Raw genomic sequence first — 18,816 nt, 5'->3', positions numbered from 1 at the left:
GGTGAACCACGTCGCGAGGCAGGGCAACGCCGTTACCTCTTCTGCGAGGTTGTGGAGTGCGAAAGCTGCTGACTGCGTCTTTCCAGCATTTTTCACGGCACGAATGGCCTCTAAAGACCTACAATAAAGGCTCATGAACAGCCTGCCCGTCATGCTCAAGGTAGCGGGAAAGCTCTGTGTCGTCGTCGGCAGCGGTGCCGTCGCTGCCCGTCGTGTCGCCGCGCTCAAGGCCTGCGGTGCGCGCATTCGTGTTGTCGCCCCCGATGCCGACAAGCTCGATGGCGATGGCATTGAAATCGTGCCGCGACATTTCCGGGCCGGCGATTTGCGCGGCGCGTTGCTCGTGGCGGTGGCGACGGATGACCGAATGGTTAACGACACCATCGCGGAGGAAGCGGCTCGTGAAGGCGTACTCATCAATCGAGCCGACGACGCCTCGGCAGGCGATGTCACGATCCCTGCGCACTCACATCACGGGCCGATGACACTTGCTGTCAGTACCGGCGGGATCAGCCCGTCAGCAGGGGCGACGATTCTCCGCCAGCTAAATGCTGCACTCGATCCCGTATGGAGTCGCCTGCTCGAACTGATCGCGCCCTACCGTGCGGCGATCCGCAACCGATGCGCCGACGCAGAACAACGGCAAACGCGCCTGCTGCGACTGACCGACGATGACATGCTCCGCCTGTTCAAAACCGAAGGTGAAGCGGCTGTCCGCGCCCGTGCGGAATCACTGGCTTCGTTTTCACCGGGAGACACTCAGCCTGCCGCACCACGGGGCAACGTCTGCGGCATGCGGCATGACTCATCTGCCGCCGACGTGAAGGAGACGCGCTGATGCGAATTCTCATGCTCGGCGTCAATCATCGCACTGCACCGGTTGAGCTGCGTGAAATGCTCGCGCTGCCCGCCCAAGCCGCCGGCCACGCGCTGGACCGACTCCGCCAGCTTTATCCGGGGACCGAGGCTGTCTTTCTCTCGACCTGCAACCGCACGGAGATTTATCTGGTCCGCCCGTCGCTGGAAAAGCCCTCGGCTGAAGACCTGATTACTTTTCTCGCGGACCTCTGCAACATCGATCGCACGACGCTAGCGGGCGTCACCATTCATCGTGAGCAGGCACAGGCGATCGCGCAATTGTTCCGCGTCTGTGCAGGGCTTGATTCGATGGTGCTGGGCGAGCATCAAATTCTTGGTCAGGTCAGGCAGGCGTATGAGCTGGCGGCGGCTCACGGCGCGGTCGGCCCGGTGCTGCACCGCGTGTTTCAGCAGGCCGTCGCCGTGTCGCGTCAGGCGCGGACAGCCACCGGGATCGATGCCGGTCGGCTATCCATCGGCTCGGTCGCGGTGGACTTCGCCAAACGGATTTTTGAGCGGTTCGAGGATAAGACCATCGTGGCACTGGGTGCCGGCGAGATGGCCAAGCTCACGCTCCGCCATTTCCACGACCTGGCACCGGCGAAACTCTGGCTGGCCAGTCGGACGTATGACCGTGCCGCCCGGCTGGCGGGAAGCCTGCATCTACCGCCCGGACGCGGCGGTGTAAGGCCGTTTGACGATCTGAATGAACTGCTCGTTGAAGCGGACATCGTCATCACCGGCACCAGCGCGCGTGAACCGATCATCACCGCGCCGCTCGTCGCATCGCTGCTGACGCGACGGCGATCACGGCCGCTGTTCATCATCGACATCGCTCTGCCCCGTAACGTCGATGCCCAGGTGGGCACACTTAAAAATGTGTATCTCCACAACCTCGACGACCTTCAGGCTGTGGTGGACGAGACACGCGGGCAGCGATGGAGTCAGGTCGAAGCGTGTGAGAAAATCCTTTTCGATGCGGTTCGTCAGTGCATGGCGGAAATCCTCAACCGCGATATCGGGCAACTCGTCCGTGCGCTGCGGCAGCGTTTTCACGAGATCGGCCAGGCGGAGCTGGATCGCACCAGTCGCAAGCTCGACAGTCTCGGACACCCCGATCTCCAGCCGCTGATTGAAGAACACACGCAGCGAGTAATCAACAAGCTCCTCCACCTGCCGCTGGCCCAGCTCGACCGCCGCCAGCCCGATGCGCCGCTGAGTTTTTACGCAGCCGCGTTGCGCAGGCTGTTTGACCTGAAGACCGACGCCCCCGATACCGCGGCATCGCTCGACACGCCGGCTACGGTCGAGCCGGAAGAAACGGCGCCCCACTCACCCGTCGTCACACCCAACGCATCATCGGATTGAACGCGACACCCCAACCATCGCGTCGCCCGCTGCTCGTGGCCGCGATCGGCACAGCGCTGCTGTTGGTGTCCATGTGGTTCACCCATCAGGGATCGCTCGCGCCGTACAGCACCGGGGCGTTTCTGGGGACGCTGCACCTGCTGCTGACGACGCTGCCGTGGATCATCGGCCTGTGGGTAGCGATGGCGGGCTACGGCTGGCCGATACGACGATTCCTCCTGCGCGACGTGCGTTTCCCCCTGATCGCACAGCTCGGTGCGGGGCTGGGCGTGCTGCTCCTGCTGAGCTGGACCGCGGCGCTATGCGGCTTGCTCAATGCGACGGGCGCGTGGGCGATCTTGGGTGTCGGCGGCTTGTTGCTGATCTGGCAATCTGCGGACCCCAGTCAGCGGCATCTCTGGAAAGAAATCGTTCTGCCGAATATTCCCTGGCCGGCGGCACTGGCGGGCATCCCGCTGGGTGCGCTTCTGATTGCTGCGACCTGTCCGCCCAGCACGCTCTGGTCAATCGAAGCCTTCGGCTACGACGTGCTGAGCTACCACCTGGAATTGCCGCGCGAATGGCTCGCATTGGGAGCCATGCGAGGTCTGCATCACAACGTGTACAGCTACCTCCCCTCGCTGATGGAGTCGGGCTACATGCTCATCGGCGCGCTGCACGGCTCGATGTATGAGGGCATTTACACCGCTCAACTTTTTCACGCTTCGCTGGTGATGCTCGCGGCCTGCGCGATCGGCTGTATCACAGCGAGCTTTGTCGGATCATTTGCCGGCGTCGTCACCGCTGTCACCTTTCTCTCGCTGCCGTGGGTGCTCATCACCGGATCGATGGCCTACAACGAAATGGCGATGCTCGCGCTGGGCAGTGTCGCGTTTCTCCTGGCGGTCAGCGGCGGCAGCCGCGTCACCGGCCGCCCAGTGGTCGCGGGGTTTCTCGTCGGCTGCGCCACGCTCGCCAAGCTCACCGCAGGCCCCATGATCGCCGTACCGGTGGGACTGCTCCTGCTGATAAATGTCTCGCCTCGTGACAAAAGCGAATCGCACGACCGACGAATCGCATGGAAGCCGGCGGCGCTTGCTGCACTGGCGGGGTTGCTCACGCTCGCGCCCTACTTTGCCAGAAATGGCTGCTGGACAGGGAATCCGGTGTTTCCCTTCGCCGCCGGCATCATGGGCAAGGGGCACTGGAATGACGAGGAAGCACGGCGCTGGACCTCCGGCCATTCCTTCGCCGCTTCGGACACAAAGCCTGCGGAAGAATTGCCCTCACGATTGACGGAATGGTCACGACACTGGCTGTTCAACGCGGGATACGGCACGGTCGGTGGAACCGAAACCCGCACATCGCATCAAGGCCCGGACTATCGCAATGTCGCCAGTTTCCATACGCAAGGCGGTGTGCCGCTGCTGTGGATCGTCGCCGCAGCCGGCGCGATCGTCGGTCTTGCCGGATTCAACACGCGGCGACTCGTCATCGGTCTGGGCGCGACGCTATTCATTCAGATCGGCTTCTGGATGACCGGCACACACCTGCAAAGCCGTTTCCTCATTCCCTCTCTCATTCCCGGCTGCGTGTTGGCGGGATTACTGACGGGCTTGATGGCACGATCCAACCGTCGATCAACACGCGCGGCAGCAGGTGTCATCGGCGCAGGTCTGCCGCTGTCACTGGCGGTGCTGAGCGTTACGATCCTCTTTACTCAGACGCTGTCGCTGCCCGACGGGGTTCGCGTGCGGCTGGCGGATATTTCCGACTCGCTCCGTCCAGCCAGCGAGCGCGACAAGATCGACGACGAACGCTTCGCGGCGGGCGACCACCTCATCAACACGCTGCCCAGAGGAAGCAAGGTTTATCTGATCGCTGACGTCTCCCGGCTGCTCTACATCAATCGTGAAGTTGTTTATCACAGCGCGTTCGATCACGACGAGCTGGGCGACCTGATCAGAGCTGCGCCGAATGATCCGGATCGAGTCATCGCCATGCTCGCAGCGCAAGGCATCACGCATATCTGGGTTCACTGGGGCGAGCTTCATCGGCTGCACACGACGTATGGGTTTGATCGTGACGTCACCCCGCGCACGCTGGCTCCGATTCTTGAGCGTTGCCGTCTGATCCAGCCGACCGATCCTGCACAACTGCCGCAATTCGGCTTGTATGCCCTGCCCTGAACGGACGCATCGCTGCACCGCATGACGGAGAGCCTGTTGTGATGACGTGCTGAATCGCGTCGTAATGAGGGCGTGGCGGCGATGGGTTGAGCCGTCTATCATCCGCCCCATGTTTGGATCACACCTATCCGTCGCCGGCGGCCTGCACAATGCCTTGATCGAAGCGCAGCGGCTCGACATGGACTGCGTTCAGGTCTTCACTAAAAACCAGCGTCAATGGCGTGCTGCCCCCTTATCCGAGGAGTCCATCCGGGAGTGGAATCAGCACCGAAAAGAGACTGAGATGGATCAGGTCGTCAGCCACGACAGCTACCTCATCAACCTCGCGCACAGCGGTGAAGAACCGTGGCGGAAATCCGTTGAGGCATTTCGTGATGAGTTACAGCGATGCGAGATGCTTGCCATCCCCTATCTGGTCACACATCCCGGCGCACATCTGGGTGAGGGAATCGACGCAGGGATTGAGCGCGTCGCCGCGGCTCTCAACCTGCTGCACCGCGATCTTGCGGGCTATCGCACTGTCACGCTGCTGGAAGTCACCGCCGGCCAGGGAACATGCCTCGGTGCGAAGTTTGAGGAAATCAAACAGATCATTGATCGTGTCACGGATTCTGAGCGTGTGGCGGTGTGCCTCGACACCGCGCACATGATCGAGGCGGGCTACGACCTGACCAGTGCGGAAGGCACGCTGGCGACGCTCGACGAATTGGATGCGGTCATCAGCCTCGCACGGGTGAAGGCCATCCACATCAACGACTCCAAGACGCCGCGCGGCAGCCGTGTCGATCGCCACGAGCACATCGGCAAGGGTCATGTTTCACTCGAAGCGTTCCGGAGCTTTGTCAACCATCCCGCCTTCCAGAATGTGCCCATGATTCTGGAAACCCCCAAAGAGGAGGCCTCCAACGGGGAACTCTGGGACGTGATCAACCTTCGCGTACTTCGAGACTTACAGAAAACCGAACGAAAGACAGGACGTTCGCGTGCAAAGTGAAACTTGTGCTTGACTACCGATCTAGCCGATTGGAGAATATGACGGACGGACGAGTCGGAAAGGAGGCTTGCGGCAAGCAGAACGAAAAATCTGGTGCATCGGCCGTGCGAGTGGCCCCATACTGAACCGATATCTTTCTTTCCCATACTGGTTTGCTCGCCCGGCCTTTTTTATGCGCACTGCCCGTCTTCGTAAGCCCTGTTAGACCCTTCCCGTCACCCCGTATTGCGATAGTCATGGCCAAGAAATCCTCGCAATTCCATCTGCTCGATCATCCGTTGATTCATCATCTGCTGACGGAAGCGCGCGATGAGCGCACACAGCCGCCGCGATTCCGCGAGGTGATGGCATTGATCGGAGAGTTTCTCGCCGTCGAAGCGACACGCGATCTGCCGACACGGCGTGTGCGCATCCGAACCCCGCTGGAGCGGTACGAGGGGCAAACGCTGCAACTGCCGATCACGATTGTGCCGATCCTCCGTGCGGGGCTGGGACTTGCTGCGGGATTTCATCGGATCATGCCCGAGGCACACATGGGACACCTGGGCATGTTCCGTGACGAAAAGAAATTAAGTCCGGTGAGCTACTTTGAGAAACTGCCGCGTGATGCCGCCAAGGGGCCGGTCTTCATCATCGACCCGATGCTGGCGACCGGAGGCAGTGCGATCTCAGCAGTGAAAGTCATGCACGGCCACGGCTGCCGGGATGTGAGGCTGCTCTGTCTGGTGGCTTCACCGCAGGGTGCAGCCCGATTTGCCAAGGCGCACCCGACGGTGCCGGTCTTCGCCGCTGCGATGGATCGCCAACTCGATGAGCGGGGCTACATTCTCCCCGGACTGGGTGATGCGGGGGATCGGCTTTTCGGCACCAGTGATTAAACGTCACCCTCGATACGACTTCACAGACACTTGGAAATCAGATAACGCACCGCGTCATCCACGCTCACGTGGGAGACGTCCAGCACTTTATCCGCCACCGCTTCGTACACCGGCTCGCGCACCGCAAGGACAGCTTTGATCTCCTCCAGACCCCCGCCGAGGTTGGTGAGATTAGGCCGTGTCGCGGATGAACGGCTATCGGAGCGGATGCGTTCATGCAGAATTTCAGGAGCACACTTGAGGTAGATGCGCACCGTCTGTGGAGCGTCTTCGACAGCCTGTCGGGCACCGCTCTGCATGAGTGTGCCGCCGCCGAGTCCGATGACGTGATCTTTTCTGGCACACAGATCGCGGGTGACCTCAACCTCGACGCGGCGCCACTCCTGCTCGCCGTGCTTTTGCCAGATGTCAGCAATGGAGGGGTTGTTGAATCGTGCGCAGGTCGCATCATCCACATCAACGAACGTCTTCCAGAGCTGGCTGGCGAGTTTCCTGCCGACGGAGGTTTTCCCGCTTCCGCGATATCCGATCAGAATAATGTTGCCGATCATGGGGCGAATGATAGGGACTTTTAGACGAGGAGGTTAAGATTCACGGATGCCGACGCGCAATCCCGTGGACATTCACCTCGAACGACTGCGCCAATGGCGGAATAAGCCGGAAACCGCATCCGGCATGGAGTTTCTCAAAAAGCAATTCAAGGCGGAGGTTGAAAAGCCTTACAAACAGCTCGTTTCGATCACCGAGGTATGGATGCGCCTCGTGCCGCCGGAATTGCTCGAACATACCAGACTCGAAAGCTTCAGTCGTGGGGTGCTCCGGGTCGCGGTGGACTCTAGCCCGCGGCTTTTCGAGCTTGACCGTCTGCTTCGCGGCGGGCTGGAGCAGCGACTCATCACCGAGCACCGCGGCCAGCCATTCCGAAAGGTTCAACTTCACGTGGGGTGAACCTTCCGCGTTGACGGATCACCCGCGCGACGGGCAGCCGTTCGTCACGTATCGTATGGCATGACCATCCTCCGCCAATCCATCACGCTCACTGTCCTCGTGCTCTTCCTGGCGTCCTGCCAAAAGACGACCAGCATTACCGATCCGCCGACGAAGGGGAAGAACCCGAACCGCTCATTCAGTGCGCTGGAACTCCAGCCGATGCGCGAAGGCTCCTGGCGCTTCGAGGTCACGGAGGGACCGCGAACCGGCAAGGTGCTGACCGCAACGGTCAAATCCGACGGCCTGAGACGCTGGCGTTATGAACTCGAAGCGACACGTGTGGTTTTTTTTGAAATCACGGAAAACGGCGACCTGACGGTGACGCACGAACAGGACCTGGAAGAAAACGTGGATGTCCGCTACACCCCCGCGCTGGTGATGTTGCCGCAAACCCTCAGCGTCGGCCAGCCGCTTGAGGATGCGTGCGATGTCGTCGTCACCAATCTCAAGACCGGCGGAATCCGCGACCGGGGTCGCTGTGTTTACACGCGCGAGTTGATCGGACCAGCTGCAGAGCAACCCAACACCTGGCTGGTGCGCTGCAATCGGACGCTCGACCTGCGTCTCGCCAAGGCTGACGTAACCATCGAGACCGTTTATCTGCCGGGTGAGGGCATGGTAACCGAGCGTGTGGCACAGGAGACCAAGCCACTGGGGCTTTTCACGATCAAAAAGGCGGAAGCCCTGAAATTGCTTCGATAATACGTGCCGATAAGTCGCAAGATCCGCTTAAGCCGACTGGGTGATTCGCCGATGATCGCCTTGGAGTGGCTATTGATTCAGGAGGCGACTATGCCGGCGGAAATGATTCGACTCATCTGCCCTAATCTCAAGTGTCGTTCGATTCTCACCGCGCCGCCTTCGGCACGGGGTAAGACCGTGCGTTGCGGCAAGTGCGCGATGAAAGTCCGCATCCCCGGAGCTGCCGCATCGGATACGCCTCGACCCGCAGCTGCTCCCGCGCCTGCGCCATCGACGGAACCCACCACGTAAGCCGCGTTAAGCTGCTGCAACGACGTTCTTCGTTTTATCGCATCTCCGCAATCCGCAGCGTATCCGCTCGCGGGACGATGACTATTGCGATGTGATCGGCGCTGCACAGCGGAAAAGGTCAGTTCTTATCCTCATCATCTTCGAGCAGCGGAATCTCCCCGGAGTCTTCGCTTTCGCGGTCGGCCATGGCCTGTAGAGCCGCGATCGGATCATCCAGCTCAATCGAGGAGGTGTGCGATTCTTCCTCAAACGAATCAGGCAGAACCAGCTCTTCTTCTTCGGCGGGAGTCTCAATTTCCTGAGGTTTAGCTGGCGCTGGTGTTGGTGCCGGCGGAGCGGCAGCTTTGACCGGTTCCGGCTGGACGGGGGCGACGAGTGAAGGTGTTTCCTCCTCATCATCATCCGCAAGAGCCAACGGGGCTGTGCTTTCTTCCTCATCGAGTTCCGGCAACTCGACGGGTTGATCGTCATCTTCTTCAACAGCGGGAGCTTTGGCGTACGGCGTGGGAGCTTCTTCGCGGGCGACCGGTGCCGTCTCGCCGCCACTGGAGCGCACCGGCTGGAGATTTTCCGGCTGGCCGTCGATCGTCACGAAGAAGACCACCGAGCCGACGGATATTTCATCGCCGGGGCGGAGCACCACTTCCTGGATTCGTACGCTATTGTGGTAGGTCCCGTTGCTGGATCCGAGGTCCCGGAGGATCGCTTTGTCCCCCTCGACACGGACCTCACAATGTTGACGGGAAACACTCGAGAGCGGGATGCGGAGGTCGCAGTTGTTAGTGCGACCGATGACGATCCGGGCCTTCTCGATTGCGAAGTCGCGGCGCGCTCCATCAGACTTGAACATCACCAGCGACAGGTTCATGCCAGTCCCTCTGACTCAAATCGTTGTATTACCCGGCACCACTAAGTCTAGCGGTCAGGCTCCCTTGCTTCAACCGCTGGAAAACCGGGGCGGCTCTCCCATCCACGGGCTTTACCTACACGTCCCGTTTTGCTTTCACAAGTGCCACTACTGCGATTTTTACTCCCTGGTGGAGTCGCCGGGTTCGGATCGGCAGGAGGCGTTTACAGAGCGGCTGATAGAGGAGCTTCAGTGGCGGGCGACACAGGCTCAGCTGCGCCCTGCCACGATATTCGTCGGCGGCGGCACCCCCACGCTGCTGCGTATCGAACTATGGCAACGACTACTGGCGGCGCTCCGCTCTTTCGGAATATCTGACGCGGCACGGGAGTTCACCGTCGAAGCCAACCCGGAGACCGTAACTCCCCGCCTCGCCGACATGCTCGCGGCTGGAGGCGTCAACCGGGTGAGCATCGGCGCGCAGTCGTTCGACCCGTCGCTGCTCAAGGCTTTGGAACGCTGGCACGATCCGGCGAGCGTCACCAAGGCGGTCAGAATCTTCCGCACGGCAGGGATCACCAACATCAACCTTGACCTGATCTTTGCGATTCCCGGCCAGACGAGCCGGACACTCGATGCGGATATCAATGCGGCACTCGCTCTGGAGCCGGACCACCTGAGTTACTACGGCCTGACCTACGAACCCAACACCGCTTTGACGCAGCGGCTCAAAACGGGGCAGGTATCACGCATCGACGAGGACATCGAAAGCGACATGTTCGCTCAGGTGATCGAACGTCTTGAACGTGCGGGGTTCGAGCAATATGAAGTGAGTAACTGGGCGAGGAAGTCAGCGGGGATGACCGCCGATCGTCGCTGTGCTCATAACCTCGTCTATTGGCGGAATGAAAACTGGCTCGGCGTCGGCCCCGCAGCGGCGAGTCATGTGGACGGCTGCCGCTGGAAAAATAAGCCGCATCTGGGGCAGTACCTCAACGAACGACCCGCACCGCCTGTGGTGGATGTGGAGACGTTGCCCGCTGAACGTCGGATCGGCGAGGAGTTGATGCTCCGATTGCGCCTGCGCGAAGGCGTACCCGAATCGTGGATCCAAACCCGGCTGCGCGACGACAGATCGCGTCAGCAGAAGATTCAGGAATTCATCGCCATGGGAATGCTCGAAGCGGTGGACGGCTGCATTCGTCTGACCCGTCGCGGGCTGTTTGTCGCTGATGCGGTCATCACGCAGTTGCTCTGAATCCACCCCAACGACACATGGTCACGAGCAGGCGTCGGTTGCGAATGTACCGGCAAGCTGCTGCGTTAAATCGGACCCTCAACCGGCTATTTCATCCTTATTCGGACAGGCTCTAAACCGCCCTTGTCCAGAGGTCGATAACCATTCTGTGGCGCCTATTCCGCGCTGAGTGTGTGAGGCTGACATGACCACTCAATCCGTCGATAATCGCAAAAACATCCGCGTCACGATTGATGAACATGCCCCGGAGGTGAAGCTCACACTCCAGACCGTCGGCGGCGGGACGGATACGCGCACCGTCCGCGCGTATGACCTCTCAAGGACCGGCATGGGGTTCGTGGACGCCAAAGGAATCGCAATCGGCACCAAGTGCGTCCTGATCCTCTATCACCAGAGGCGACCGCTGCGCGTCATCGGTAAAGTCACCAACTGCCGGCCCGACAAAAAGCACGGCCACATCGTTGGGGTCAAGTTCACCAGCATCACTCCCTTCCAGAGCGAAACGAGCGGAGCGGAACTGACCAACGACCCAGCGGTCGATCGGCTGATGATCGAGCTGTGAGGCGACTCCCATTTGATGCCCAGCGGCAAGAGTGTCTCCTGCGATACACAGCCGCAGCTACCGCGCATTAGCTCCAGACATCATCGGACTGCACGACCGACGTGTTATGCAGCGAGCAGCTTGAAAAACGACGATCAATCCAGATTCATCGTCAGCAGGAACTCTGCGTTGGTCTTGACCCGACTCAAACGGCTCTTAAGCAGTTCCATGGCTTCGACCACGTTCATATCCGCCAGAACTTTACGCAGCCGGTAAACCAGCTGGAGTTCCTTGGGATCGAGAAGTAGTTCTTCGCGGCGGGTGCCTGATGCGCTGATGTCGATGGCTGGGTACACACGCTTCTCGACAAGACGGCGGTCGAGGTGAAGCTCGCTGTTACCCGTGCCTTTGAACTCCTCAAAGATGATGTCGTCCATCTTCGAGCCGGTATCCACCAGCGCGGTGGCGATGATGGTGAGACTGCCGCCGTTTTCAATCGCGCGAGCGGAGCCGAAGAACTTTTTCGGCCTCTGGAGAGCGTTGGTATCCAGACCGCCGGTGCCGATCTTGCCGCTGTGGGGCATCTCGGTGTTATAGGCTCGCGCCATGCGAGTCAGCGAGTCCATGAGGATGACCACGTGCTCGCCGAACTCGACCATGCGTCGTGCTTTTTCGCTGACCATATCGCAGACCTGCACATGGCGGGCACTCTGTTCATCGAACGTGCTGGCGACGACCTCGACATCCTTAGGCGTGTTGTTGCGGAAGTCCGTGACTTCCTCAGGCCGCTCGTCGATGAGCAGCACGATCACTTTGATTTCTGGGTAATTCTTGATGATCGCATTGGCCATCTTCTGAAGGATCACGGTCTTGCCGGTACGCGGCGGGGCCACGATCAGGGCACGCTGTCCTCGGCCCAGCGGGGTCACGAGATCGACGATCCGCATCTCGATCTGCTCCGGCGTGGTTTCGAGAACCAAACGTTGATCCGGGTGCAGCGGCGTCAAGTCCTCGAAGGTCTTGATATCGTTCAGCGCATCGGGCGGCTGACCGTTGATCGCATCGACGCGGAGCAGCGCGAAATAACGTTCACTTTCTTTTGGCGGGCGGATCGTGCCCTGCACAATGTGGCCGACCTTGAGCCCGAAGCGGCGAATCTGCGACGGCGAAACGTAAATGTCATCCGGGCAGGCCAGATAGCTGTATTCCGGTGAGCGGAGGAACCCAAAGCCGTCGGGCAGGATTTCCAGCACACCCTCGCCGTACATCAGACCTTGCTTGCTGATACGGCTCTTGAGGATCTGAAAGATCAGGTCCTGTTTCTTGAGGCTCGCGGGATTTTCGATCCGCTCCTGTGCTGCCAACTTGTGCAATTCATCCACACTCATGCGCTGCAGATCGCGGATCGAAATTTCCTGTCGCTTCGCCTGCTCATAGCGCGACTGCGTCTCGGCGTCGAGTTCCTGATCGGTCGATGAATGAGGCTCCTGCACCGGAGGCGGAGTCGGCGTGCTCGGTGCGGACGCCGGCGCGGGTGGCGGGGTTGCGGCAACAGGTTCCGCGGCTGACGGTGTCGGCGCGGCTGCGGGGGTCTCATCGATCACCGCTTCAACGACGGCGTCGTCAGCGGCAGGGGTTTGAGACGCTTCGTTTTCGGTCTTGCGCTTGCGGCTGCGGAAGGTTGGGGTCTTTGCCATAAAAGAAACTCCTGAGGTTGGATGCACCCACTTAAGGAAAGCGGGTGGCGGGGTAATCACTGCGAATAAGGCGTGGGGACCGTCGTATCAAGCTCAGCGTTGTACTCGGCGGATCAGACAGGCCGTCCAGTAACGGCCCAATCAGACGTAAGCTGCATCGGCAGCCTGAAAAAATTTGTCGGCGGCGGATCAGATGCTTTCGCACCCTGCTCGCGTGTTGGCGGCTGCCTGCCGCCCTCCTCCTGATAAGGCACTCCCTTTGCCTCGATGGATATCGTGAAAATTCTTTCGACGACTGGAAACCAGAATCCCTAAAATACCGGATACGCTCCGGTGACAATTCGCCTTCCGCCTGCGCGGTTCTTTCGAATCACTTGCCTCGATCACGATGAAGGATCTGGGAAAGTACCCGGCGGACGTGCGAAAGACTTTCGGTTTCGCCGGCGTTGTTGTCTATGACATAATCCGCCCGATTTCGCTTGATGTCAAGTGAGAGTTGATTTTTCTCTCGACGGGCGATTTCCCCTTCCGACCACCCGCGCCCTGCCACTCGCGCAGCACGTATCGCCGCATCCGCATGGACGTACACGATCACATCCACCTGATCTTCCAGATGTTTTTCCAACAGGAGCGGCGTATCCTCGACGATGGCGACCACTTGCTGATCGTGCTGATATTTCTCCCGCAGTTCCGCACGGCGGCGATGCACGATCGGATGAACGATCCCCTCCAACCGCGCCAGCTCCGCATTGTCGGCAAACACGATTTTCCCGACCGCTTGACGGTTGACCGAGCCGTCAGCTTTGAGAACGTCATCGCCCCACCATCGGACAATCTCCCGTTTCACCGGTTCACTGGCCAGCGCTTCATGGGCCAGCACGTCCGCATCGATCACTGCACAGCCCAGCGACGCGAACAGCCGCGCCACCGTGCTCTTACCTGAGCCGACACCGCCGATGATCCCAATGACGGGCTTGCGATGCGCGTTCTGATTTGAATGAGTTCGGGACATGGCGCGTCAGCATAACGGCTGGATGGACCCGACGGGGCCGATTATCATTCCAACCACATTCCAACCCCCACGGTGAGAACCCTCATGGCCTTTTTCGATTTCCCGCTTGAAAAACTGCAAACCTACATACCATCGAACCGCGAGCCGAAGGACTTCGATGCTTTCTGGAAGCGCACGCTTCAGGAGAGCGCAACGAAACCCATCGCAGCCAAGTTTACCCGTGTGGATCAGTCGGTCTATGAACTGGTTGACGTGTACGACGTGACGTTCAACGGTTATCGAGGCCAGCCGGTCAAGGGGTGGTTCATCGAGCCGCGCTGGACCGCCGGCTGCGCCAAGCGGCCGTGCCTGGTGACCTACATCGGCTACGGCGGCGGGCGGTCGCTGCCAATAGATCATGTGGCGACGGCGACGGCGGGGATTGCGAACTTTGTCATGGATACCCGTGGGCAAGGCTCCACCTGGGCACCGGGCGACACCGCCGATGACGCCGGTTCCGATCCGCAGTATCCCGGCTTTATGACCCGCGGTATCCGCTCACCCGAAACCTACTACTTCCGCCGAGTCTTCACCGACGCCGCCCGCGCGGTACAGGCGGCAGCCTCGCATCCGCACGTGGACAGGGAACGCATCGGCGTCACGGGTGGAAGCCAGGGCGGCGGAATCGCCATCGCAGCCGCTGCACTGGCGGGTAAAGCGGCGAAGATCGCCATGCCCGACGTGCCCTTCCTCTGCGATTACCGACGAGCCACGACGATCGTTGACACCGCCCCTTACAGCGAAATCACCAGCTTCCTCAAAACCCACCGCGGACAATCGCAGCAGATTTACAACACGCTTGATTACTTCGATGGCGTGAACTTCGCGCCGCGAATCACCGCCAGATGCCTTTTCTCAATCGCCCTGATGGATACGGTCTGCCCGCCGAGCACCTGTTTCGGCGCGTTCAACCGGATCAAGGCCAAGAAAGAAGTGCGCGTGTATGACTTCAACAACCACGAGGGCGGCGGACCTGTTCACTTCGTGGAGAGGTTGAAGTTTGCCCGAAAGTATCTCTGAACATCGGCGTGCTTCGAGCGATGCAGTGCGGCACCCAACCCGCTGTTTGAGTGCCGGTCGGCGAATGCTGCGCAGCAGGTAGCCGTTACTCAGAGGCAGGCGGTCTCACTGAGATTGTCAGCCGGCCATTCATCCCGCGCTAACCGCTCAGCCAGTTCCAGCCGCATGTTCTCGATGTTCGCACGCAGCCGTTCCAGCGCAGCTTCCGGCTCGCCTTCCAGTAAATCCTCCGCGCGGATCGGATGGCCGAACATCACTCCGATCCTGCCACCGGCTCGCGGGGCCTTGCGCTCACGCGGCCAGGCCGCGAACGATCCCTCCACCGCCACCGGCACGATCAGCGGACGCGCCCGCTTGATAATCAGCATCGTCCCGGTTGCGAAAGGCTTGGTTGTGCCGTCCGGCGTGCGTGTCCCTTCGGGGAATATCAACAGCGCGTGCCCTTCCTTGAGCACCTCGATCGACCGGCGCATCGCTCCCATGTCAGCGGTGCCCCGCTCAACAGGGATCGCATTGAGCGACGCGATGAGCCAGGCAAAAAGGGGATGATGGAACAACGTCGATCGCGCCATGGCATAAAACTGCCGATGATGCGCACTGAGACCGACCAGGATCGGATCCAGAAACGACTGGTGGTTGCTGACCAGGAGCACCGGCCCTTCGAGCGGGACACGGTCGTAATGCCACGCCCGATAGCGGTAAAACGGCCCGACCCACAGGAAGCAGAGAAAATGCAGGAAGTGCCACCAGACGATGCGCCATGCGGGCAGGCCGGGCTGTCGAGCGCGGAAACGTCCCCACGCGGTATCAATCATCGCGACGGCTCCGTGCCCAGGGGTGATGCCGGCTGGTATTTCGACGATCCGCCGATCGTGATTTGAGCTTCTGCCGCTTTCTCTCGAACCAGCTTTTCCAGGTGTTCCAGCACCTGTTCCAGCGACAAATGCGACGTGTCCACCACGGCGGCGTTGGACGGGCAATACAACGGGCCGTCCGTTCGCTGCTGATCACGTTGATCGCGCATCGTGATCTGTTCAAGAATCTGTGCTTCGTCCACCGGCTTGCCGGCCCGGCGGATTTCCTCCGCCCGACGCTTTGCCCGGACGGCAGGCGTCGCATCGAGATAAAACTTGATCAACGCCTGCGGGAAAACCACCGAACCCTGATCGCGTCCCTCCGTGACCAGACGCGGATGACTCAGCGCGATACGGCGTTGCGCTTCGACCATGACCTGACGCACCGCGCCGATTGATGCGACATCACTGACGCTGAACGTCACATCGGGATCGCGCAGCCGGTCGGTCAGATCGTGCTCGCCGATATGAAGTCGCGGCGGGTCGGCCTGCCAATCGAACCGGATAGGAAATCGTCTGGCGAGTTCGACGACCGCAGCCGGTGCTGCCGCCGGGTCGATGCCGTCGTCAAGGCAAAGCGCTGTTAACCCTCGATACATCGCGCCGGTGTCGAGAAATTCCAGACCCAACCGCTGCGCAAGCCGTCGGGCGATGGTGGATTTGCCGCTTCCTGCGGGACCATCGAGCGTGATAATCAACCCCTGCATGAGGAAAGTTTAACACACGCCTGCCGAAGAAAAGTCGGCACGCGGTCGCGTTTCGTTGATGATGCGGTTTACGCTTTACCCTGCCGCTCGTCACGCCGTGCTTTGATGAGCGACGCGATCACGCCTGTTGCCAGAATGGCTACGACGATCGCCAGGGACACTTCCGTGGGCATCAGATGGTGAGGTTTTTCTCCCTCGGCGACAGGATGACGCCCCTGATACCACTGCTCGGCGATCATTTTCCCGCCGATGAACACCAGCACAAATACCAGACTCGTCTTGAGGTACTGGAACTTGTTGAGCATGGCCGCCAGCGCGAAAAAGAGCGAGCGGAGGCCCAGAATCGCAAAGACGTTGGACGTGAAAACGATAAATGGATCCTGCGTAATGCCGAAGATTGCGGGAATCGAATCGACGGCGAAAACCACGTCCGTCCCTTCGATGACCAGCAGCACGAGAAACATCGGCGTGATAGCGAATCGTGACGCCAGGACGCCGCCGTCAAACTGGCCCGACGGCGCGACGGGTATCCGTGTGAAGAAACGCTGCCCCTCATAACCGGGGCTGATGGGAAACAGTTTCCGTACGATCCGAACGAAGATATTTTTTTCGAGATCGGGTTCTTCGTCACCAGCCATGAGCATTTTGATCGCGGTAATGATCAGGACACCGCCGAAGATGTAGAGCGTCCACGAAAATCGTTCGATCAATTCCGCACCGGCCCAGATCATCAGCCCGCGCATGACCAGCGCGCCGAGCACGCCCCAGAAGAGCACCCGGTGCTGGTACTGTCCCGGCACTTTGAAATAGGCAAAGATCAGGGCAATGACGAAGATGTTGTCCAGGCTCAGCGATTTTTCGATCACATAGCCGGTGAAAAAAAGCATCGCGGCTTCGCGACCTTCGAGGTTATGCCCGATTTTTTCGCCGATGCCGAAGATGTGATGCTGGTAGAGGAAATAGATGCCGACGTTAAACAGCAACGCCAGACCAATCCAGAACGCACTCCAGTAGAGCGCCTCCTTGGTGCGAATGACGTGAGCCTTGCGATTGAAAACCCCCAGGTCCAGCCCCAGAAGAAAACAGACAAAGGCGATGAACCCGACCCAGAGCCAGACAACCATGCGATATCCCATCTCTTGCTGATCATCCCGCACCCGCGGGGTGCAGTAGTGTAGCGGCGAGTCAGCGCAGCGTTCGGAGAAACCGCAAAATCATGCCCTCCGACGCAGGCGGGGCGATCCGGCGTGCTCCCAAACCCGCGGATGAGCGAGGTAAGGGGATAGCTTCGTCGCTCACAACGCAGGTAAGTCGGCTTTGTGAAAACCGCTTTATTTGCCTATCGCGGCCTGCCATGCCGCCACGCGATCGGGTCGCAGGAAGAAGTAATACAACCTGCCCTCGGCAAATTGCCTGCCCGCCAGTGCTTCCGCTTCGGGGCCGATCCCCATGTAGATATCCGCACGGCCGGCGGCTCGAATCGCCCCGCCGGTGTCCTGGTCCATCATGAACTGATCAAACCGTCGAAGCTCACCTGTCGCCGTTGAAGGGATGCTCGTCTGCACCATCGTCACCGCGCCGCGCGGGAACTTTTCCTTGTCCGTCGCCAGCGATCGGAATGATGTGACTTTGACTCCCAGTGAACCAGCCGGCCAGATGTCCGTGCCGTAATCCATGAAAAACACAAAACGATCATTCCGTCGCGTGTAGCCGGCCAGCTCGCCTGGATGTTCGCGGAAGTACGCGCGAAGCGTTGCGAGATTGACGCTGTTCTTATCGATCTTGCCTTCATCGACGAGTGCCCGCATCACACTGGTGTACGGATGGCCGTTGTTCCCCGCGTAGCCGATGTAGCGGATCGACCCGTCGGTCATGACGAGTTTGGCTGAGCCGTTGACTTGGATGATGTACGCATCGAGCGGGTCACGCAGATACACAAACTCATAACCCGCGAGCATGTTGCTCGATTCGATCTGAGCACGAGTCGGATAGGGAATGACCTGGCCGTTGATGTTTCGCCCCAGCGTTTCGCCGGTGACGGGATTGGTCACGAGGTCAGGCGGTCGCTTGTAGAGCGGGTACTGGAACTCATCCGTCCGCACGGCAGAGGCGTTGAAGATCGGCGAGTAGTAGCCGGTAAACAGCACCTCACCCTCACCGTTCCATCCCACACTCTGATAAACATCAAACTCCGCGTAGAGTCGCTGCATAAACTCATCCGCAGTGGTCGCCGATGCGAGGATCTGTTTCATCGCGATCGCACTGGCTTGTGCCTGGGGATGGGTGATCTCCTGAAGCGGGAAAAACTGCGTGGTCGAGGGCTTGGCGTACCAACTGATGCTGCGATCCAGTGCTGTCATCAGGGTCTGGTCGCGTGCCTGAAACGCCAGCGTCAGGTTCGGGTATTCGCTGCGATCAAGCTTTCGCAGGGCCGGCCCGTTGGTGACGCGGCTGTAGTCCTTCCCTTCCTCGATGATTCTGGCTTTGCGACAGCCGGTGATCGAAAGCGCGATGACCGCCGCCGCCAGCACCGGCAGCACAACAGAACGACGAACCATGGCATGTTCCTTAGTTTGATGGAGCGATGCGAAC

General features: G+C 60.1%; 19 protein-coding genes. 11 read left to right on the top strand and 8 right to left on the bottom strand.

The features are described from left to right. Positions 1 to 133: 133 nt before the first annotated feature. The 5 genes from IT444_07960 (at position 134) to upp (ending at position 6,266) form a co-directional block, all read left to right on the top strand. Positions 134 to 838 (top strand): bifunctional precorrin-2 dehydrogenase/sirohydrochlorin ferrochelatase, encoded by a 705-nt coding sequence (locus IT444_07960; protein ID MCC7192700.1) that lies wholly within the window; start codon positions 134 to 136, stop codon positions 836 to 838. Continuing rightward, positions 838 to 2,226 (top strand): glutamyl-tRNA reductase, encoded by a 1,389-nt coding sequence (locus tag IT444_07955; GenBank protein ID MCC7192699.1) that lies wholly within the window; start codon positions 838 to 840, stop codon positions 2,224 to 2,226. The genes IT444_07960 and IT444_07955 overlap by 1 nt, the downstream gene beginning before the upstream one ends. Further along, complete coding sequence (locus IT444_07950) at positions 2,223 to 4,394, top strand: hypothetical protein (protein MCC7192698.1); 2,172 nt, start codon at positions 2,223 to 2,225, stop codon at positions 4,392 to 4,394. Before IT444_07955 ends, IT444_07950 begins: the two co-directional genes overlap by 4 nt. 109 nt (positions 4,395 to 4,503) lie before the next feature. Continuing rightward, positions 4,504 to 5,388 (top strand): deoxyribonuclease IV, encoded by an 885-nt coding sequence (locus IT444_07945; GenBank protein ID MCC7192697.1) that lies wholly within the window; start codon positions 4,504 to 4,506, stop codon positions 5,386 to 5,388. A gap of 236 nt (positions 5,389 to 5,624) precedes the next feature. After that, on the top strand, positions 5,625 to 6,266 hold the full coding sequence (gene upp, locus IT444_07940; GenBank protein MCC7192696.1) for a uracil phosphoribosyltransferase: 642 nt from the start codon (positions 5,625 to 5,627) through the stop codon (positions 6,264 to 6,266). A 20-nt stretch (positions 6,267 to 6,286) separates the two neighbouring features. On the opposite strand, the gene IT444_07935 is transcribed toward upp, so the two are convergent. Next, positions 6,287 to 6,817 (bottom strand): shikimate kinase, encoded by a 531-nt coding sequence (locus IT444_07935; protein ID MCC7192695.1) that lies wholly within the window; start codon positions 6,815 to 6,817, stop codon positions 6,287 to 6,289. A gap of 46 nt (positions 6,818 to 6,863) precedes the next feature. Here IT444_07935 and IT444_07930 point away from each other — a divergent pair, with 46 nt between their 5' ends. From IT444_07930 to IT444_07920, 3 genes are read left to right on the top strand one after another with little or no spacing between them, the layout of a single operon-like run. Next, positions 6,864 to 7,214 carry a DUF721 domain-containing protein gene (locus IT444_07930; protein ID MCC7192694.1) on the top strand — a complete coding sequence of 117 codons (351 nt, stop codon included), beginning with the start codon at positions 6,864 to 6,866 and terminating at the stop codon, positions 7,212 to 7,214. Positions 7,215 to 7,274: 60 nt separating this feature from the next. After that, a complete protein-coding gene (locus tag IT444_07925; GenBank protein MCC7192693.1) occupies positions 7,275 to 7,958 on the top strand; it encodes a hypothetical protein in 684 nt (227 codons plus the stop codon). Between the two features lie 3 nt (positions 7,959 to 7,961). Next, entirely contained in the window at positions 7,962 to 8,249 is a 288-nt protein-coding gene (locus IT444_07920) for a hypothetical protein (protein ID MCC7192692.1), read from the top strand. A 118-nt stretch (positions 8,250 to 8,367) separates the two neighbouring features. Here the strand turns inward: IT444_07920 and IT444_07915 are convergent, their stop codons facing one another. Next, positions 8,368 to 9,117 (bottom strand): FHA domain-containing protein, encoded by a 750-nt coding sequence (locus IT444_07915; protein MCC7192691.1) that lies wholly within the window; start codon positions 9,115 to 9,117, stop codon positions 8,368 to 8,370. On the opposite strand from IT444_07915, the gene hemW reads away from it, so the two are divergent. Both hemW and IT444_07905 read left to right on the top strand, forming a co-directional pair. After that, on the top strand, positions 9,116 to 10,354 hold the full coding sequence (gene hemW / locus IT444_07910; protein MCC7192690.1) for a radical SAM family heme chaperone HemW: 1,239 nt from the start codon (positions 9,116 to 9,118) through the stop codon (positions 10,352 to 10,354). The two genes, IT444_07915 and hemW, sit on opposite strands and share 2 nt — an antisense overlap. A 184-nt stretch (positions 10,355 to 10,538) precedes the next feature. Then, a complete protein-coding gene (locus tag IT444_07905) occupies positions 10,539 to 10,916 on the top strand; it encodes a PilZ domain-containing protein (GenBank protein MCC7192689.1) in 378 nt (125 codons plus the stop codon). Positions 10,917 to 11,050: 134 nt separating this feature from the next. Here the strand turns inward: IT444_07905 and rho are convergent, their stop codons facing one another. Together rho and IT444_07895 are read right to left on the bottom strand one after the other, a co-directional pair. Further along, positions 11,051 to 12,592, bottom strand: a complete 1,542-nt coding sequence (gene rho, locus IT444_07900; GenBank protein MCC7192688.1) for a transcription termination factor Rho — start codon at positions 12,590 to 12,592, stop codon at positions 11,051 to 11,053. A gap of 370 nt (positions 12,593 to 12,962) precedes the next feature. Continuing rightward, entirely contained in the window at positions 12,963 to 13,604 is a 642-nt protein-coding gene (locus tag IT444_07895; GenBank protein ID MCC7192687.1) for a dephospho-CoA kinase, read from the bottom strand. A gap of 84 nt (positions 13,605 to 13,688) precedes the next feature. Here IT444_07895 and IT444_07890 point away from each other — a divergent pair, with 84 nt between their 5' ends. Next, positions 13,689 to 14,663: an acetylxylan esterase gene (locus IT444_07890; GenBank protein MCC7192686.1), complete on the top strand. Its 975-nt coding sequence runs from the start codon at positions 13,689 to 13,691 to the stop codon at positions 14,661 to 14,663. 89 nt (positions 14,664 to 14,752) lie between these two features. Here the strand turns inward: IT444_07890 and IT444_07885 are convergent, their stop codons facing one another. From IT444_07885 to IT444_07870, 4 genes are all read right to left on the bottom strand, one after another. Further along, entirely contained in the window at positions 14,753 to 15,478 is a 726-nt protein-coding gene (locus tag IT444_07885) for a 1-acyl-sn-glycerol-3-phosphate acyltransferase (GenBank protein ID MCC7192685.1), read from the bottom strand. Beyond that, the gene (locus IT444_07880; protein ID MCC7192684.1) at positions 15,475 to 16,224 is read right to left on the bottom strand and encodes a (d)CMP kinase; all 750 of its coding nucleotides are present in this window, start codon (positions 16,222 to 16,224) and stop codon (positions 15,475 to 15,477) included. The genes IT444_07885 and IT444_07880 overlap by 4 nt, the downstream gene beginning before the upstream one ends. Before the next feature lie 68 nt (positions 16,225 to 16,292). After that, positions 16,293 to 17,360: a TerC family protein gene (locus IT444_07875; GenBank protein ID MCC7192683.1), complete on the bottom strand. Its 1,068-nt coding sequence runs from the start codon at positions 17,358 to 17,360 to the stop codon at positions 16,293 to 16,295. Between the two features lie 195 nt (positions 17,361 to 17,555). Beyond that, positions 17,556 to 18,782 carry an MltA domain-containing protein gene (locus IT444_07870; GenBank protein ID MCC7192682.1) on the bottom strand — a complete coding sequence of 409 codons (1,227 nt, stop codon included), beginning with the start codon at positions 18,780 to 18,782 and terminating at the stop codon, positions 17,556 to 17,558. Positions 18,783 to 18,816 lie beyond the last annotated feature (34 nt).

It is taken from the genome of Phycisphaeraceae bacterium (assembly GCA_020851465.1).
Lineage (GTDB): Bacteria > Planctomycetota > Phycisphaerae > Phycisphaerales > Phycisphaeraceae > JADZCR01.
Note: the sequence above shows the minus strand (reverse complement) of the source record. Positions and strands in the feature narration are given on the sequence as shown.

Bases quoted from the DNA above. Each gene is read 5' to 3' on its own strand.
- IT444_07960 (MCC7192700.1), top strand. From the start codon at position 134: ATGAACAGCCTGCCCGTCATGCTCAAGGTAGCGGGAAAGCTCTGTGTC.
- upp (MCC7192696.1), top strand. From the start codon at position 5,625: ATGGCCAAGAAATCCTCGCAATTCCATCTGCTCGATCATCCGTTGATT.
- IT444_07930 (MCC7192694.1), top strand. From the start codon at position 6,864: ATGCCGACGCGCAATCCCGTGGACATTCACCTCGAACGACTGCGCCAA.
- IT444_07955 (MCC7192699.1), top strand. From the start codon at position 838: ATGCGAATTCTCATGCTCGGCGTCAATCATCGCACTGCACCGGTTGAG.
- IT444_07875 (MCC7192683.1), bottom strand. From the start codon at position 17,360: ATGGGATATCGCATGGTTGTCTGGCTCTGGGTCGGGTTCATCGCCTTT.
- IT444_07905 (MCC7192689.1), top strand. From the start codon at position 10,539: ATGACCACTCAATCCGTCGATAATCGCAAAAACATCCGCGTCACGATT.
- IT444_07925 (MCC7192693.1), top strand. From the start codon at position 7,275: ATGACCATCCTCCGCCAATCCATCACGCTCACTGTCCTCGTGCTCTTC.
- IT444_07935 (MCC7192695.1), bottom strand. From the start codon at position 6,817: ATGATCGGCAACATTATTCTGATCGGATATCGCGGAAGCGGGAAAACC.
- IT444_07945 (MCC7192697.1), top strand. From the start codon at position 4,504: ATGTTTGGATCACACCTATCCGTCGCCGGCGGCCTGCACAATGCCTTG.
- IT444_07885 (MCC7192685.1), bottom strand. From the start codon at position 15,478: ATGATTGATACCGCGTGGGGACGTTTCCGCGCTCGACAGCCCGGCCTG.
- IT444_07890 (MCC7192686.1), top strand. From the start codon at position 13,689: ATGGCCTTTTTCGATTTCCCGCTTGAAAAACTGCAAACCTACATACCA.
- IT444_07895 (MCC7192687.1), bottom strand. From the start codon at position 13,604: ATGTCCCGAACTCATTCAAATCAGAACGCGCATCGCAAGCCCGTCATT.
- IT444_07915 (MCC7192691.1), bottom strand. From the start codon at position 9,117: ATGAACCTGTCGCTGGTGATGTTCAAGTCTGATGGAGCGCGCCGCGAC.
- IT444_07870 (MCC7192682.1), bottom strand. From the start codon at position 18,782: ATGGTTCGTCGTTCTGTTGTGCTGCCGGTGCTGGCGGCGGCGGTCATC.
- IT444_07880 (MCC7192684.1), bottom strand. From the start codon at position 16,224: ATGCAGGGGTTGATTATCACGCTCGATGGTCCCGCAGGAAGCGGCAAA.
- hemW (MCC7192690.1), top strand. From the start codon at position 9,116: ATGCCAGTCCCTCTGACTCAAATCGTTGTATTACCCGGCACCACTAAG.
- rho (MCC7192688.1), bottom strand. From the start codon at position 12,592: ATGGCAAAGACCCCAACCTTCCGCAGCCGCAAGCGCAAGACCGAAAAC.